Raw genomic sequence first — 15,285 nt, 5'->3', positions numbered from 1 at the left:
AGTTGGACCACGCCACAAATCCGGGCACGCTGCCCAATCTCGTTTCGTTGGTTTTGCGACCGGTTTGAATGGTCGCCGGTGATGCGACATTCGGTCGCGGCTGCAGCTCCCTGCCCGCTACGCTGCCGCTTGTACTCGGCTGCGTTCGACGTGGACCAGTTCATCGGGCCCGGCCAGCCGGGCGCCCAGCGTTGGGAGACCGTCATGGCGCAGCAGTTCGATGGCAAGGTCGCGTTTATCACTGGGGCAGCTCGCGGTCAGGGCCGCTCGCATGCGGTTCGGTTCGCCGAGGAGGGCGCGGACATCATCGCGTTCGACCTGTGCGATCAGATCGGCAGTGTCGCGTACCCGATGGCCACGCGCGAAGAGTTAGACGAGACCGTGAACCTGGTCGAAAAGACAGGCCGGCGAATCGTTGCAGAGCAAGGTGATGTTCGGGACTTTGAGCGACTAAAAGCCGCAGTGGCAAACGGCGTGGCCGAGTTAGGACGAGTCGATTTCGTGCTCGCAAACGCCGGGATCATGCCGGGCGTTGGCGAGCAGCGTTACGAGGTTTCCGCGTATGTCGATGCGGTGGAAGTTCTCTTGAATGGGGTCTACTACACCGTCGAGGCGGCATTACCCGCTCTGCTAGAGCATGGCGACGGTGGGGCGATTGTCATCACGAGTTCAGCCGCCGGTTTGAACAGCCTGTGCCCCAAGTTCAGCCTTCGGAGTCATGGATATGCCGGGTATCACGCCGCCAAACATGGGGTCGTGGGGTTAATGAGGTATTACGCGACGTCGTTGGCGGAGAAGAATATTCGCGTCAATACCGTGCACCCCAGCGGGGTTGCGACACCGATGATTTTCAATGAGGCAGTCGAACGGAACATGGTCGAACACCCCGAGGGCAACAGCGCATTGGAGAACCTGTTACCAGTCCCGGTGCTTGAATCTGCGGACATCACGGAAGCTATGGTCTACCTGTGCGGGCAACCCGGCCGCTACATCACCGGCGTGACACTTCCCGTCGATGCGGGCTACTCGGTCAAATAGCGCCCTTTGTCGCTGAGGGCTTCACTCGAGCCAACTAGTGGTACCATATCTTGTACGACTCGCGAGGGAGGTCATAGGTGGCGATCACGGCGAGCGAGGCGCGCAAGAACCTGTTCCCTTTGATCGAGAAGGTCAACGCCGACCGGACGCCCGTCGAGATCACGTCGAAGGCCGGTCGCGCCGTCCTGATGTCCGCCGATGACTGGGAAGCGTGGCAGGAGACGGCGTACCTGTTCCAGTCGCCCGCGAACGCCCGTCGTCTCCTCGATGCCGCTGACGCCCTGGACCGGGGCCGCGGAATCAAGGCCGAACTCGCGGAGTGAACATCGTCTTCTCGCCTCAGGCGTGGGAGGACTACCTGCATTGGCAAACTGCCGACCGTGTGGTGCTCGAGCGGATCAACAAGCTCATCGCGGACGCGTGCCGATCGCCGCGGGAAGGCATCGGTAAGCCGGAGCCGTTGAAATACGGGCTCGTCGGCGCCTGGTCTCGTCGCATCACGCTGGAGCACCGGCTCGCCTACCGCGTGGTCGGCGATGACCTGCAGATCCTTCAGGTGCGGTACCACTACGCCTAACCGGGCGCGCCGCCCAGCCGACGGACGGTGCCACATATTTCGGTCATGAAGGCCCTCGACCGCAATGATCGAAATATCGATCATTCGGCCGCGAGGGAAGTGTTTCCCTGGCTCCGATCTACGATGCCGCGTCGGTGAGGTACCCGGATCGCGCACACAAGCGCGTTGACTCTGCGGTGAGGGTGGGGCTTACTCGGAGTTTTCCACCCTGGACGCAGAGTCAGCGCGAAGTGGCCTGTCCCCCCGCGCCAGCTCGGCCAGCATCGCGTTGTAGGCGGTCAGCTCGGCGTCGTCGTCGAGTTCGGCCGCCCGGTCCAGCCGCCGCGCCGTGCGCCTGTCGCTGCGCGCCCACTGCACCAGCAGCGCGATCATCACGATCACCAGCGGGACTTCGCCTGCGGCCCAGGCGATTCCGCCGCCCAAGTGCTGATCGCCGATCAGGTCGGTGTGCCAGGGCAGGGCGAGCGAGCGGTAGTAGTCGCCGCCGAGCACCTTTCGCCAGCCCATCAGCACCACCCCGAAGAACGCGTGCAGCGGCAGCGACGCGAACACCACGCCGACCTTGGCCAGGGGCGGGATGGGGCGCGGCGTGGGGTCCACCCCGATGACGATCCAATAGAACAGGTAGCCGCTGAGCAGGAAATGCACGTTCATCGCCAGGTGCCCGGCGTGGCTGCTCACCGAGGTGTCGAACAGGCTCGACAGGTATAGCCCGTAGAAACCGGCGACGAACAGCACGGTCGCGACGATCGGGTTGGTCAGGAACCGCGACAGCCGGCTGTGCAGCGCGGCCAGCAGCCACTCCCGCATGCCGGGCGGCTCGCCGCGACCGGCGGCGGGCAGCGCCCGCAGCGCCAGGGTGACCGGGGCGCCCAGCACCAGCAAAATCGGGACCAGCATCGACAGGCCCATGTGGGCGATCATGTGCATGCTGAACATCGCCGGCATGTACCGGCCGACGCCCGACGACGTCACGAACAGCAGCGCCGAGCAGCCCAGCAGCCAGGCCAGCGTCCGACCCGGCGGCCAGCGATCGCCGCGGCGACGCAGCCGCACCACCCCCGCCACGTACAGCGCGGCGAGGACGATCGCGGCGGTGCCGAAGATCAGGTCGAAACGCCAGTCGAACAGGATGCGCGCAACGGTGGGCGGGCCGTCGAAGTCGTAGCCGATCTCGGCTTCCGGAATCGTGGGCAACCGGGCCGGCGGCGGGGGCGGCGCCGTCCGGCCCAGCCCGACCGCGATGCCGAACGTCAGGCCGAACACCGCGGCCTCGACCAGCGCCAGCCGCACCAGCGCCCGGCGGGACGCGCTCGGATCGGCCTGCAGCGCAGCCACCGCCGAGCGCCGCTGGCGCCAACCAAGTACTCCGAGCGTGCACAGCGCGAGGAACTTGGCGACGACCAGCCGTCCGTAATCGGTGGTCAGCAGGTCGGACGGCAGCACGCGCACCAGCGCATTGACCAGCCCGCTGAGCGCCATCGCCACCCAGCACCACAGCGCCACCGCCGAGAACCGCCGCAACGCCAGCCCGGTGTGGTCGCCGTTGCGCAGCGCGTGGGCGAGCAGCGCGAGCAGACCGCCCGCCCACAGGCTCGCGGCGACGAGGTGGATCAGCAGGCTGTTCGTCGCCAGGTCGTGTGACCCGCCGGCCGACGAGTGACCCGTCAGCCCCAGCGGGATCAGCGTCACCAGCGACGCGGCGAGCAGCACCGGCGTCCAGGACCAGCGCAGCACCGACAGGCTGGCCACCGTGACCACCGCGGCCAAAATCGCGGTCCAGCGCCAGGCCGAGGCGGTGCTGACCAGCCCGGCCAACGACCAGATTGCGCCCGGGTCGAGGTCGGTCAGCCGGTGACCGGAGGTGTCGGAGATGGTCAGCGGGACCAGCAGCGCGGCACACACCGCCCACGCGCCCGAGGCGACCGTCCCGATGCGAAGCGCGCGGTATCCGTCGGCGTCGAGGACCCCGCTGGTCTGCGGCGGGACCAGGAACGCCGCGAACAGGAAGGACCCGACGGCCAGGACCGCGGCGATCTCCCCCGCCGCCCGGACGAAGGGCAGCCCCAGCGTGGTCGCCGGCCCCGGATCGGGCAAGCCGGTGGCCAACAGCGCGTCCGCCAGCGAGAGCGCGCCGATTCCCGCGGCCGTGCAGCCCGCCAGCACGGCGACGCCGACCAGCAGCGGCCACGCCGACGCGCGGCGCGCGGCTACAGGTTGGGCGACCGTCATGCACCCAGCGTATTGGGCGCGCCGCGCCTACCGAGTCTGGCTGTCCAGACGCGCTTTGGCCTCCCGGGCGACGAACTGATTCCGGGCGATCCGCCCGACGTAGTCGGAATCGTGCAAGATGTCCCGCATTTCCCGGCGGAAGGCGGTGCGCCGGTCGGCGAGATCGTCGGCGGGCTCGATCAAATCCTGGTCGACCACCACCTGATACGCGGTGGCGAACAGCAGCGTCGACACCGATTCGCTGCTGCGGACCCGGGTCTGGGCGACGTGTTGCCGGCCAACCCCCAGCGCCAACCCCGTCAACTCCTTTTCGGCGACACCGGCGGGTGCGTCGCGCAACACGTCGGCGACGATCTCGTACGCCTCGAAGAACACCCGCAGCATGGCGTCCGACATCAACGGGCGCTTGGCGAACAGCATCGCCTCGATCTCGTCACCGCCGGCGGCGACGTGGGCTTCCCAGTCGTCGTGCCACGTCATCTCTTCGGCGACGTGGTCCCGGAACGTCGCGGAGTCGGCGAAATAGAAATCGAACTTCAGCAGGTCGCGGAGCCGCATCGCCTGCGTCCAGAACGCCTCGACGCGATCGCCGTCGCTTCGTCTGGCGTACGCGAGCGCGAGTTCGACGATCGAGGTCTCCAGGAAGGCATGGATCACCGAGTTCCGGTAGAACGCCGCGGCGTGTTGCTCGCCCGGCCCGATGAGCCATACCGGCTCCCGGCCGCCGTCGACGCGGGTGATGGGGTGCCCGTTGGACAACGTGTCAACGGCGGCGAGCACGCCGTCGCGGGTGCGCAACCGCAACGCGCTCGTCGACATCGGGGTGTGCTTGCGCTCGAGATAGTCGAGCGAGTCCTGCAAGGTGTGGTGCAACTGACCGAGCGTCAACGCCGCGCCGTGGGTGGTCAGCAGCAGCGCGCACACCAAACCCGTCGCCGTCACCGGCGTCGCCTGCAAGATCCGCCACGCGACCTCGAACGACATCTTCTGCAGCGCAAGCCTTTTGGCGTCCGGGTCCTGCGCGAGCGGGCCGTGCGGGGGGCCCAGATACTGCCGCATCGAGACCGCCTCGGGGAAGCGGACATAGATCTTGCCGTAGTTGCGTTCACCCTGCGCCCTGATGAAGTTGTAGAGCCACACGACGCCTTCCGGCGTCTTCTCGCCGCCGCGGGCGTAGGCCGCGTATTCGGCGGTCTCGTGAAGCTGGTCGAATCCGATCGACACCGGCTGCAGCAGGATGTCTTCGCTGCGGCCGTCCAGGTACGCGTCGGCCACGTACGACAGCAGACCGAGCTTGGGCGGCAACATCTTTCCGGTCCGCGAGCGCGTGCCTTCGATGGACCAGCTCAGGTTGAAGCGTTTCTCGACGATGTAGCCGACGTACTCGCGCAGCACGTATTTGTAGAGCGGGTCGCTGCCGATGTTGCGGCGGATGAAGATGACGCCGGAGCGACGCAGCAGCGGCCCCATCACCCCGAACGAGAGGTTGATGCCGGCGAACACGTGCACCGGCGGGAGCCGGTTCTCCTGCATCGCCACCGGCACCACCGCGCCGTCGATGTAGGAGCGGTGCGAGAACAGCAGCACCGCGGGATGGGTTTCCAGCGCGGCACGCATGGCGGCGATCTGATACTCGTCGTAGTCGATGTCGGGATCGAACCCCCGGCTCAGCGCCCTGCCCAGGACGCCGACGAGGTCGACGGACACCCGGCTCCAGCCGGTGGCGAGTTCGTCGAGCATCTTCGCGGCTTCCTCGACGGTGGCTCCCGGGATCCTTTTCAGGCCCGCGCGAAACCGCGTCGACGCCAGGATTTCCGGTTTGACCAGCCGCGGCGACTTGTATTGCGGTCCGAGGATCCGGTATTCGGCGCGTTCCAGCGCCAGGATGGCGCGCCGGGTGACGAAATGCGCGAAGTCGTGCTTGTGGTCGCCGACGGTGGTGTCGCGCCACTGCTGGCGAAGTTCGGAGACCTTCGCGGGCTCGCCGGCCACCACCCGCGCGCGTTGCGGGTCGTCGCGCACGATGTGTCGTTGCTGGCGTTGGTTGGGGTGATAGGGATCCTGGCCGGGAAGCAGCCCGGCCAACTGGGCGATCCTGCCGCGCTGGGCCGCCGGCAGCCAGAACACGCGCACCGGCACGACCGAGCGGTCGTCGTTCGATTCGGACTCGAGCCGTTCGGCAAGCGCGGACAGCGCCGACGGCGCCGCCTCGGGTTCCGGCAGCGCCAACACCTCGAACGTGGCGTCCGGGCTGGCGGCGCGCTGCTGGCCCACCCAGGCCGTGACCAGCTCCCTCTCCACCGGCGAGGTCATGGACGCCAATATCAGCGAATCGTGGGCCGCGAGGAGTGCGCTGATATCCGCGGCCGGTTGGATCACGGCCGCCCTCGAGGCTGTTGTGCCTCACCGTCTTTCAGCGCGACTTCGGACGCGTTCGGGCCCGCCTTCGCCGGCTTCGCCTTGGGTGCGGCCTTCTTCGCCGCCTTCTTGGCGGGCGCTTTCTTCGCGGGGGCTTTGGATTTCTGCGGGGCCTTCTTCGCCGCTTTCTTCTCGGCGTGCAGATCGACCTCGGGCAGCCCGTCGACCGGCCAGTTGGCCAGGGTGTCCAGGTACAGCTGCCGCACCTCGGCGATGCGCTCCGGCAGGTTCTCAATCGTCCAGTCCCGCACCGAAATCGGCGGGAACACCGCGACGTCGACGGTGCCGGGGTTGACGACGGTGGAGTTGCGAGCGGCGACGATCTCGGCGTTGCGGATGACGATCGGGACGATCGGGATTCCGGCCGCCATCGCGAGGCGGAACGGGCCCTTCTTGAACGGCCCGACTTCGGTGGTGTCCACCCGGGTGCCTTCCGGCGCGATCACGATCGACAGCCCCTTGCGGGCCCGGTCTTCAACCGCGTGCATCGTCTCCACCGCGGCGACGGGATCGTCGCGGTCGATGAACACGCCGTCGAGCAGCTTGCCCAGCGTGCCCATGATCGGGTCCTTCTCCAGCTCTTTTTTGCCCACGCCGATCCAGTTGTCACGCACCAGCGCGCCGGCGATGACGGGGTCAACCTGGTTGCGGTGGTTGAAGATAAAGACCGCCGGGCGCTGCGCGTTGAGGTTCTCCTCGCCGAGGACGTTGAGCTGGACCCCGGTGATCGCCAGCGACAGCTGGGAGAAGGTCGAGGTGAAGAAGTTCACGCCGCGCCGCCGGTTGCGGGTCAGCACGCCGATCCCCACCGCGCCGGCGGCGACCGGGAACATCGAGCCGAAGCCGGCGAGCGTTCGGATCTGGCGCCGCAGGCCAAGGCGGCTGCCCCGGCTGTCGAACCGCAGGATCGGCCAGCCGCGACGCTTGGCCACGGCGGCCATCTTGCCCTCGGGGTTGGTCGGCCTCGGGTTGCCGACCAGGTACATCAGGGCGACGTCCTCGTCGCCGTCGGCGTAGAAGTAGCTGTCCTTGAGGTCGATGCCGTTCTCGGCCGCAAAGCGTTGCACCGCAGCGGCTTTGCCCGGTCCCCACAGGATCGGCTTCTGCACGCCGCCGGTCAGCATCCCGTCCTCGTTGGTCTCGAACTTGTTGGTGAGCATGTTGGAGATGCCGAGGAAGCGCGCCACCGGGTTGACCTGGATGGTCAGCGCCGACGAGCTGAGCACCACGGTGTGGCCGCGGGCCACGTGGGCCCGTACCAGCTCGCGCATTTCCGGGTAGATCCGCGACTCGATCCGTTGCACGAACAGCCGCTCGCCGATCTCCTCCAGGTCGTCGAGCAGCCGCCCGGCCAACGCGGCGGCGGCCTTGGCGATGAGGTCTTCGAATTCGATGCGGCCCAGGGTGTGGCTCAGGCCGGCCTGCACCATGCTGAGCAACTCCCCCACCCCCATGTCGCGGCGCAGCAGCCGCTCCTGGGTGAGGATGACGGCGGTGAAGCCGGCCACCAGCGTCCCGTCCAAGTCGAAGAACGCGCCGATCTTCGGCCCCGGTGGGCTGGCCATGATCTCGGCCACCGAGCCGGGCAGCCGCATGTCCTGGCCCGGCTTGGGGGCGCCGCGCTCTTCGGAGGCGCTCACGAGCCCGCCGCCGATCGGGGCGAGACGGCCGGTTCGGTGAACGAGGCGGGCACCGCGCGCGGCGCCGGGTCGCCGGCCAGCGCCAGGATCTCGTCGAAGCCTTCCAGCAGGCATTGCGCGAACAACGCCTCGTTGCGCACGGCCGCCCTGTCGTAGCGCACGGTGATCGTGCACCAGCCGCCGCGGGAGATCAGCACCACCATCATCGCCACCCCCGGCAGCGGCCCGATGCCGTACTGGCGCAACACCTTTGCGCCAGCGATGTAGGTGTCGCCCGGATAGACCGGGACGTTGCTGGCCTGCACGTCCGAGCCGATGACCGACCCGGTGAGCCCCTCCAGCACCGCGGTGGGCAACACGCTGAGCACCGGGGCGATCGATCCTACGATGTTCATGGCCGGCTCGTCGCGGCGCTGCGTCATCTGGGCGCGGATCTTCTTCATCCGCGAGACGGGGTCGGCGGTGCCCAGCGGCGCCGCCAGGTTGACGCCGGTGAACCGGTTGCCCCCGGCGGTGTCGGCGTCGGCCCGCAGGCTGACCGGCACCGCCATCGGCAGCGTGCTGATCGGCACACCGAGAGCCGTGTGGTAGCGCCGCAGGGTCCCCGACAGGCCGGCGAGGTAGGCGTCGTTGATCGACCCGCCGCCGGCCTTGGCGGCCTTGTGCAGGTCGGCCAGCGGGATGTCGATCGCCTCGGTGCGGGAAGCGAGGCTGCGCCGGCGCAGCAGCGGCGACGGCTCCGCGGCGCGGTTCATCACCCGCATCCCGGACATGGCGTAGCCGACGGCTCCCCCGACCGTGGACACGGGATCGAGGACCGCCTTGCCGGCCGCCGACACCGCGCCCGCCACGGCGCCCACGACGCCGCTGACGATGGCGAAGGGCAGGCGGTTGATGCCTTGGCGCATCAGGTCGTTGGGCGTCAGGTCCTGCGGAATGGGTTGCGGCGGCGTCGGCCTGGGCGGCGGGTCGCGCTCGAGGTCGTAGATCTCCGCGAACATCTCGACGCCGCCGACGCCGTCGGTGACCGCGTGGCTGACGTGCAGCAGCGTCGCGGCCTTGCCGTCGGCCAGGCCCTCCACCAACGTGGCCGTCCACAGCGGCCGCGAAATGTCCATCGGCGACTGCAGGATCACCTCGGCGAGGTCGAACACCTCGCGCAGCGTGCCAGGGCCCGAGACGCGCACCCGGCGCACGTGGAAGTCCAGGTTGAAGTCCGGATCGACGACCCAACGCGGCGACGCCGTCGGCAACGTCGGCACCACGACCTTCTGCCGCAGCCGCAGCACCCGGCGCGAGGCGTTTTCGAATCGGGTGCGAAACCGGTCCCAGTCCGGCGTCGAATCGAGGAGTTCGAGCGCCATGATTCCCGACCGGGTCCGGGGATTCGCTTCACCCCGATGCATCAGGTAGTCGACGGGTCCGAGCTCGTCGGACAACTTAACGGCCCCGACGGACTCAGCCATGATGAACTCGACGCGCCAACGTTGTCACCGCCGACCAAGCCTCCTGCCTCGGACCCGTGAACCGGATTGCCCACCCAACGCTAGTCGGGATGCCCCGGCGGTGAAAGGCGCGATCCGCTGCGCGAAACTTGGCGCCCGCTCAGCTGGCGGACGTTGCCGGCACCGGCACCGAATCGGTCAGCGGGTAGGCGCGGCGCCCGTAGACGACGCCCAGGAAGTCGGCGACGGCGCCGGCAGCCAGCCGCGATCGGACCGTCGGCGTGATGTCGAAGGCGTGGTGCGCGTTGGCGAGTTCGGCGTGGGCAACGGTGGCGGCCCCGGCGTCGCGCAGCGCCGCGCAGAAGGCGCGGGCCTGGCCGCTGGGCACCAGTTCGTCCTTCTCGCCGTGCAGCACGAAGAAGGGCGGGGCCTGGTTGTGCACGTAGGTGATCGGTGACGCGGCCCGGAACCGCTCGGGGTTTTCGCTGTAGCGGGTCTTCAGCACGAAGTGCTCGAGGAACGGCAGCATCAGCTCGTGCATGATCTCGGCGTCGGTGAAGTCGTAGACGCCGTAGTACGGCGCGACGGCCTGGACGGTGGTGTCGGCGCGCTCGAAGCCCGGTTGGAACGTCGGGTCGTTCGGGGTGAGCGCCGCCAGCGACGCCAGGTGCGCGCCCGCCGACCCGCCGGTGATGGCGATGAAGTCGGGATCGCCGCCGTAGTCGGCGATGTTCTCGCGGACCCACGCGATCGCCCTCTTCACGTCGATGAGGTGCGTCGGGAACGTGCAGCGGGGGCTCCTGCTGTAGTTGATGGAGACGCAGATCCAGCCGAGTTCCGCCATGTGGCTCATCAGCGTGTAGGCCTGATGGCGTTTGCCGTTGACGGACCACGCTCCCCCGGGGACCTGGATCAGGACCGGTGCGCGGCGCCCGGGCGCCATGTCATCGCGCCGCCAGATGTCCAAGAGGTGTTCGACGCCCCCCGGGCCGTAGGAGATGTCGGAGGTTTGCGCCGCATAGCGGGCGTGCCGCCCGGGCCGGCGCAGCAGACCGCCGCGAGAGGCGCAGTCGGACGGGGCGCAGGCCGGGTGGCGCACCAGATCCCGGAAGTCCGGGCCAAAGCACCCCTCGAGCGCGGCGGTGAGGGCTTGATCGGCCTTCTGCGCGGCCCACGAGGTGCCGACGCGGCCGATGGCCGGCGGCGTGACCCGGGACAACGCGTGGCCGGTGACCACGTGCGGGGGGAATTCGGTGGAGATCCAGCCGGCTACCCAGCCGACCGCCTGCGGCGAGCCACGCAGCAACAACGCGCCGGCGCGGCAGGTATCCCTGGCGTCGGCCGCCAGGCGCAATGCCTGCGCACCGGCTTGCGAGCACCGCGAAGTCAAGTTCAAGGTCACGCTCATTAACGCACCCCTCGACGTTGTGCACACGCTTCGTTGCGGTTAACGGCTGCTTATCAACCGGTGTTGTACGTGTGTCGAGGCTCACACGATAACCGATAAGCGCTCCGCTGGAAGACTTTTCGGGCGCGTCGCGCGCGGCGAGTCCTCCGGTGTGTCGCGTTCGATAGACTGACCTGCACATTGCCTCCGTAGCTCAGGTGGATAGAGCAAGGGCCTTCTAATCCCTAGGTCGCACGTTCGAGTCGTGCCGGGGGCACTGGTCAGAGTCGGCTTTTGGGCCTGCCGAGAATCCGGGGCTTTCCATCAGAGCTCGCAGACGGCGCGGGGTATCGACCGTCGGGGCGAATTTGCCTCTCGAAGGAGAATCGCGGTCAACCGGTTGGCCCGCTGAATGGCTCGCTTGATATCCACGGCCGACGAGCTCACATGACGACGAAGTTGCTCAGTTCGGGAAGCTCGGCCAGGTTCCACGTCTTTATGCGGTCGGAGATCACCTCGCGCAAGGTGTCTTGATCGAAGATGCCGGCATCGGCGACATTGCGGACCTTGTCCTTGAAAGCGTCGATATCCGCCCCGACCACCCGCAGCTCGAGCGCGCAGCCGACGATCGCCGCGATGGTGGCAGCCGGCACGATTCGCAGGCAGGCCTGGACGATCTCGGCGAAAAAGGTCTCGTGGCGCTCTTCGTCGGCGGCGATCACCTCAACAAGACGGCGCAGGATGGGTTCTTCGATCTGGGTGGCCAGTCGCCGCAGAAACACCGCGTGAGCGCGTTCGCACATCGTCATGAAAACCAGGACCTCGACTTGGGTTCGGTCGTCGGCGGGCTGGCCTTTCATCACATGCTCGACGCGGACCGTCTCGGTGGCGATCGGATCGATCTGGCGGGTCAGCACCAGATTTTGGCGCAACGCGAACGCGTGCAGATTCTCGTCAGCCGTCCACCGGCCGATCCACTTGCCCCACCAGCCCGCCAGGATGAAGTGCTCGGCGAGCCGATGGTAAGAGGCCGCGAGGTTGTCCTTGGTGATCAGCATGATTTGCAGCGCATCGGTGACGTGGTCAGGCAGAGTCACCTGCGAGCTATCCCAGTCATGGCCACCAAGAGAGTTGAAATTCTCACCTCGATCAAACGGCACATAATCATGGGCGTACCAGGGCGTAGCCGTTTCGATGTGGTGTGCGTAGGCGTCCCTGACGACCGGTTCGAGTTCGAGCATCAACGGTGAAGCGATGCGTTCGTGTGGCATGCCGTCAAACTAGTCCACTTCGCCGCCGCCGCAAGAGGTCGCCAAGCGTGGGTTTTGCGAGCGCAATCCCGTCGACGATCACTGGTCAGCTCCGCGCATCGCCGGCGCATGCGGCCAGGCGACCAAGCTCTTCTTCCGGCCAATGGCCCCAGACGTCGATTCGTCGTCGGAGCTTAAAGTCTGCTGTGAATACAGCACTAATCTGCTGGGAATGCGGCGATGGCGCCCAATGTATGCGCCCAGGCCCGGGACAATCTTGCCCGAATGGTGCTGACGGCTTATAACCGCGTGGTTGGCCAAGCGCCAAAAGCGGGAGCTGTGCATGTCAACTCGTGTATTCGGCAAAGGCCACCGTGATAGCCGCGATGAGCATCACGCTGGTGCCGTCGCGGACCGGGTTGGGGTCAGCCGTCGCAGCGGTCCGGCAATTCGGCGTCCACATCTGCAGCGCGGATTTCATGGCGACCGCGGCGAAGCCGAGCACGCCGCTGTAACGACTGTCATGCGATAGACCGTTCCGCACCCGTAATTCCGTCCTCCTGTCATGGAGTCGGATCCACGCTGCACGAATTCCGGCAGCAGTTCACCCCAACCGTTTCAAGCGGCTGTTGAGAGGGCTGACCTATGCAACAAAACCTGACCGTTCCGACCGAGAAGCCCCGCAATGGCCTGGCCGGTCTCAAACACTGGCGCTACGATCTTCGCTCGGGTTTCACGGTGGCCATGATCTCGCTACCGTTCTCGATGGGAATCGCGATCACCTCGGGCGCGCCGCCGATCTGCGGGATCACGTCGGCGATCATCGCCGGTTTTATCCTCCCGTTTTTGGGCGGCTCGTATGTGACAATCAGCGGCCCGGCCGCGGGACTGGCGCCGGCCCTCTTCGCCGGCATGATCACCCTTGGAGCCATCCGCATGGGTGGGGGCGCGTCGAAATCAGAGTTGCTCGCAGTGGGCTACCCTCTGGTTTTGGTTGCCATCGCCATTGCGGGCGCCGCGCAAGTGATCCTTGCCAAGTTGAAGGTGGCCCGCCTCAGCGCCATCTTCCCTGCCGCGGCCATCCAGGGCATGCTGGCCGCCATCGGCCTGATGATCATCGCCAAGCAGATCCCTCTCTTCATGGGCGTGAAGTTCGAGGCCCACGAATTCTGGGAGATCCTCGGCGAAGTGCCCCGCCATGTCCAGTCGATGAACCACCAGGTCGTCGCCCTCGGGGTCGGTTGCCTCGCGGCGCTGTTCGTGTTGTCGGCCCTGCCCGGGCGGCTGCTGAAGGTCATGCCGCCCCCGGTCTGGGTGTTTGTCGCCGGCACGGTCGTCAGCACATTTGCCCTGAAGCTGGACAAGCACTACCTGATCAACGTGCCCAGTTCGCTCAGGCACGGGTTCGTCTTCCCGGAGTTCGGTGCTGTGTTCGCCCATGCCGAGCTGTGGATCCCCCTGGCCTACCTGGTCGTCACCCTGCTCTTGATCGACGGGACCGAGTCACTGGCGACGATCGCCGCCGTCGACAAAATCGACACCTATCGCCGCCGGTCCGACCCTGACCAGACCTTACTGGCCATGGGCGCTTGCAACGTCGCATCGAGCATGCTCGGTGGCTTGACCATCATCCCCGGAATCGTTAAGAGCACGGCGAATATCCTGGGAGGCGGGCGGACCCAGTGGGCCAACTTCTACAACGCCTGCTTCCTGCTGGCCTTCGTGCTGCTCGGCAGCAACCTGATCGACATGGTCCCGCTGACGGTCCTGGCCGCCATCCTTGTCTTCATCGGCTACAAACTGTGTAGGCCAGGGGTTTGGCTCAACGTCGCCCGGGTCGGGACGGAGCAGTTTGTCGTCTTCTCCACCACACTGCTCGTGACCGTGACGACAGACCTACTCATCGGCATCGGCGCCGGCATCGTCCTGGAATTGGTACTGAACCTGTGGTACGTGGGCCTGTGGCACACCCTGCGCAACGGCGCGGAATCCGCCAGGCCGAGTCTAGGCGTCCGCTTCCTCAGTCTCTTCCGCAATCCGGTGTCTGACCGGGAGCTCGATGACGGCGCCTACCATCTGTACCTGGACGGTCCCCTCGTGTGTTTCAACCTATTTCACGTGATTCGGGAGCTGAGGCAGCTTCCGCCGGATACACGGGAGGTGCATCTGCACTTGAGCTCGCGCGTGCCCCTCGTCGATCACACCGCAAGTGAGTCCCTCCGTTATTTCCTCGAGGAGTTCGGCGGCCAAGACCAGAGTCCGACGCTGGTGATCGAGGGATGGGACCATATGCGGCCCCTCGCCAAGCACGAGACGAGCACGCGGATCGCTCTGGCCAGCCTCGAGGAATTAGGCAGCCCTCAACCAACGGATTGATGGCCGGGCCGCTCAAATTTGAAGCGATGCAACGGATTAGCAAGCGGCCTGTCGTGGCGAGCGAATCACCCGTCGGCGGCGTCGGCGGCCTCGATCAGCGCCCTGCCGAGAAGCCGCGCTTCGGCCGGCGTGACGACCGGGGTGCAGGCGCCGTCGATGATGATCTCGCGCTCGGCGCGGCCATCCCTGTATTGCCGCCCGATGACGGACACCACGATGTCGCCGACGTCGGCGCATCGCCCCTGGTTGGCGACGTGCTTGATGCGCCACTCCGGGCCGTCGAACACCCTGAACGACGCCCCGACGCCCTCCCATTCGTCGACCCAGGTTGCCCCGCTGGGCGCGGCGAGGTCGAGTTCCGTGGCTAGATCGATGACGCGATCCCGCGCGCGGGCTGTGGTCATGGTTCGTTCTCCTTGGCTGGTGTAGTCACTTGACTACACCACAGCGGGCGGAGTGTAGTCAAGTGACTACACTCAAGACGTCGGCCACGGGCACGTGATTGCGGTCACGCGGCCGCCCGGGACGGGCGAGAATGACGGCCATGAACGAAACCGAGAACGTCGGCATCGATGTGTCGCTCTTCTGCCCGGCACACCATCACATCGGTAACCTCAGGAAGTTTGCAGACGAGATCGGCTACCAGCCGAGAGGCGGACAACTCGGCGCATGGCCGCAACACCGGTCGGACTCGTGGTGGGAAGTCCGGTGCCCCGACGGCTGCTCCGGCGTGTTCGGCGGCGCCGTCGATCCGATTCGCCAAGAGGTGAAGCGGCTCGCCGATGATCCCAGAAGGACGATGGCTCACTACACGCTGAAGCAGGTGGGTTGAACGCCCAATGAATCTCTTGGCAACATCGACGCGCGCGCTCTAGCATCGGCGGCGGCACCGTGGTTCGATCGAAATCGTAAGGGATGCAAC

Annotated in this window: 13 protein-coding genes and 1 tRNA gene; 6 read left to right on the top strand and 8 right to left on the bottom strand. The window is 66.9% G+C overall.

The features are described from left to right. Positions 1-204 precede the first annotated feature (204 nt). From A5673_RS25520 to A5673_RS25510, 3 genes are all read left to right on the top strand, one after another. The gene (locus tag A5673_RS25520; protein WP_068239014.1) at positions 205-1,038 is read left to right on the top strand and encodes a mycofactocin-coupled SDR family oxidoreductase; all 834 of its coding nucleotides are present in this window, start codon (positions 205-207) and stop codon (positions 1,036-1,038) included. Between the two features lie 77 nt (positions 1,039-1,115). Next, positions 1,116-1,361, top strand: a complete 246-nt coding sequence (locus A5673_RS25515; RefSeq protein WP_068238990.1) for a type II toxin-antitoxin system Phd/YefM family antitoxin — start codon at positions 1,116-1,118, stop codon at positions 1,359-1,361. After that, positions 1,358-1,615 (top strand): Txe/YoeB family addiction module toxin, encoded by a 258-nt coding sequence (locus A5673_RS25510; RefSeq protein WP_068238988.1) that lies wholly within the window; start codon positions 1,358-1,360, stop codon positions 1,613-1,615. The genes A5673_RS25515 and A5673_RS25510 overlap by 4 nt, the downstream gene beginning before the upstream one ends. 189 nt (positions 1,616-1,804) lie before the next feature. Here the strand turns inward: A5673_RS25510 and A5673_RS25505 are convergent, their stop codons facing one another. From A5673_RS25505 to A5673_RS25485, 5 genes are all read right to left on the bottom strand, one after another. After that, positions 1,805-3,847, bottom strand: coding sequence for a cytochrome c oxidase assembly protein (locus A5673_RS25505; protein WP_068238985.1), 2,043 nt, complete (start codon positions 3,845-3,847; stop codon positions 1,805-1,807). A 27-nt stretch (positions 3,848-3,874) separates the two neighbouring features. Continuing rightward, positions 3,875-6,226, bottom strand: coding sequence for a glycerol-3-phosphate 1-O-acyltransferase (locus tag A5673_RS25500; protein ID WP_068238983.1), 2,352 nt, complete (start codon positions 6,224-6,226; stop codon positions 3,875-3,877). Continuing rightward, positions 6,223-7,860, bottom strand: coding sequence for an HAD-IB family hydrolase/lysophospholipid acyltransferase family protein (locus A5673_RS25495; RefSeq protein ID WP_156748628.1), 1,638 nt, complete (start codon positions 7,858-7,860; stop codon positions 6,223-6,225). Before A5673_RS25495 ends, A5673_RS25500 begins: the two co-directional genes overlap by 4 nt. 41 nt (positions 7,861-7,901) lie before the next feature. Next, entirely contained in the window at positions 7,902-9,371 is a 1,470-nt protein-coding gene (locus A5673_RS25490) for a wax ester/triacylglycerol synthase family O-acyltransferase (protein ID WP_068238979.1), read from the bottom strand. A 139-nt stretch (positions 9,372-9,510) separates the two neighbouring features. Next, positions 9,511-10,758: an alpha/beta hydrolase gene (locus A5673_RS25485; RefSeq protein WP_068238977.1), complete on the bottom strand. Its 1,248-nt coding sequence runs from the start codon at positions 10,756-10,758 to the stop codon at positions 9,511-9,513. 182 nt (positions 10,759-10,940) lie between these two features. Between A5673_RS25485 and A5673_RS25480 the strand changes: the two genes are divergently transcribed. Then, positions 10,941-11,014, top strand: a tRNA-Arg gene (locus A5673_RS25480). 166 nt (positions 11,015-11,180) lie between these two features. Here A5673_RS25480 and A5673_RS25475 read toward each other — a convergent pair. Then, complete coding sequence (locus tag A5673_RS25475) at positions 11,181-12,008, bottom strand: acyl-ACP desaturase (RefSeq protein ID WP_068238975.1); 828 nt, start codon at positions 12,006-12,008, stop codon at positions 11,181-11,183. Positions 12,009-12,333: 325 nt separating this feature from the next. Continuing rightward, positions 12,334-12,492, bottom strand: a complete 159-nt coding sequence (locus A5673_RS29350; protein ID WP_156748624.1) for a hypothetical protein — start codon at positions 12,490-12,492, stop codon at positions 12,334-12,336. A gap of 140 nt (positions 12,493-12,632) precedes the next feature. On the opposite strand from A5673_RS29350, the gene A5673_RS25470 reads away from it, so the two are divergent. Beyond that, positions 12,633-14,363 (top strand): SulP family inorganic anion transporter, encoded by a 1,731-nt coding sequence (locus A5673_RS25470; RefSeq protein WP_082958952.1) that lies wholly within the window; start codon positions 12,633-12,635, stop codon positions 14,361-14,363. A 65-nt stretch (positions 14,364-14,428) separates the two neighbouring features. On the opposite strand, the gene A5673_RS25465 is transcribed toward A5673_RS25470, so the two are convergent. Then, positions 14,429-14,767, bottom strand: coding sequence for a hypothetical protein (locus A5673_RS25465; RefSeq protein ID WP_068238974.1), 339 nt, complete (start codon positions 14,765-14,767; stop codon positions 14,429-14,431). 140 nt (positions 14,768-14,907) lie between these two features. Here A5673_RS25465 and A5673_RS25460 point away from each other — a divergent pair, with 140 nt between their 5' ends. Beyond that, positions 14,908-15,195, top strand: coding sequence for a hypothetical protein (locus A5673_RS25460; RefSeq protein WP_156748622.1), 288 nt, complete (start codon positions 14,908-14,910; stop codon positions 15,193-15,195). The last annotated feature ends 90 nt before the right edge of the window (positions 15,196-15,285 follow it).

Source organism: Mycobacterium sp. E3198, from assembly GCF_001667015.1.
Taxonomy (GTDB): domain Bacteria; phylum Actinomycetota; class Actinomycetes; order Mycobacteriales; family Mycobacteriaceae; genus Mycobacterium.
Note: the sequence above shows the minus strand (reverse complement) of the source record. Positions and strands in the feature narration are given on the sequence as shown.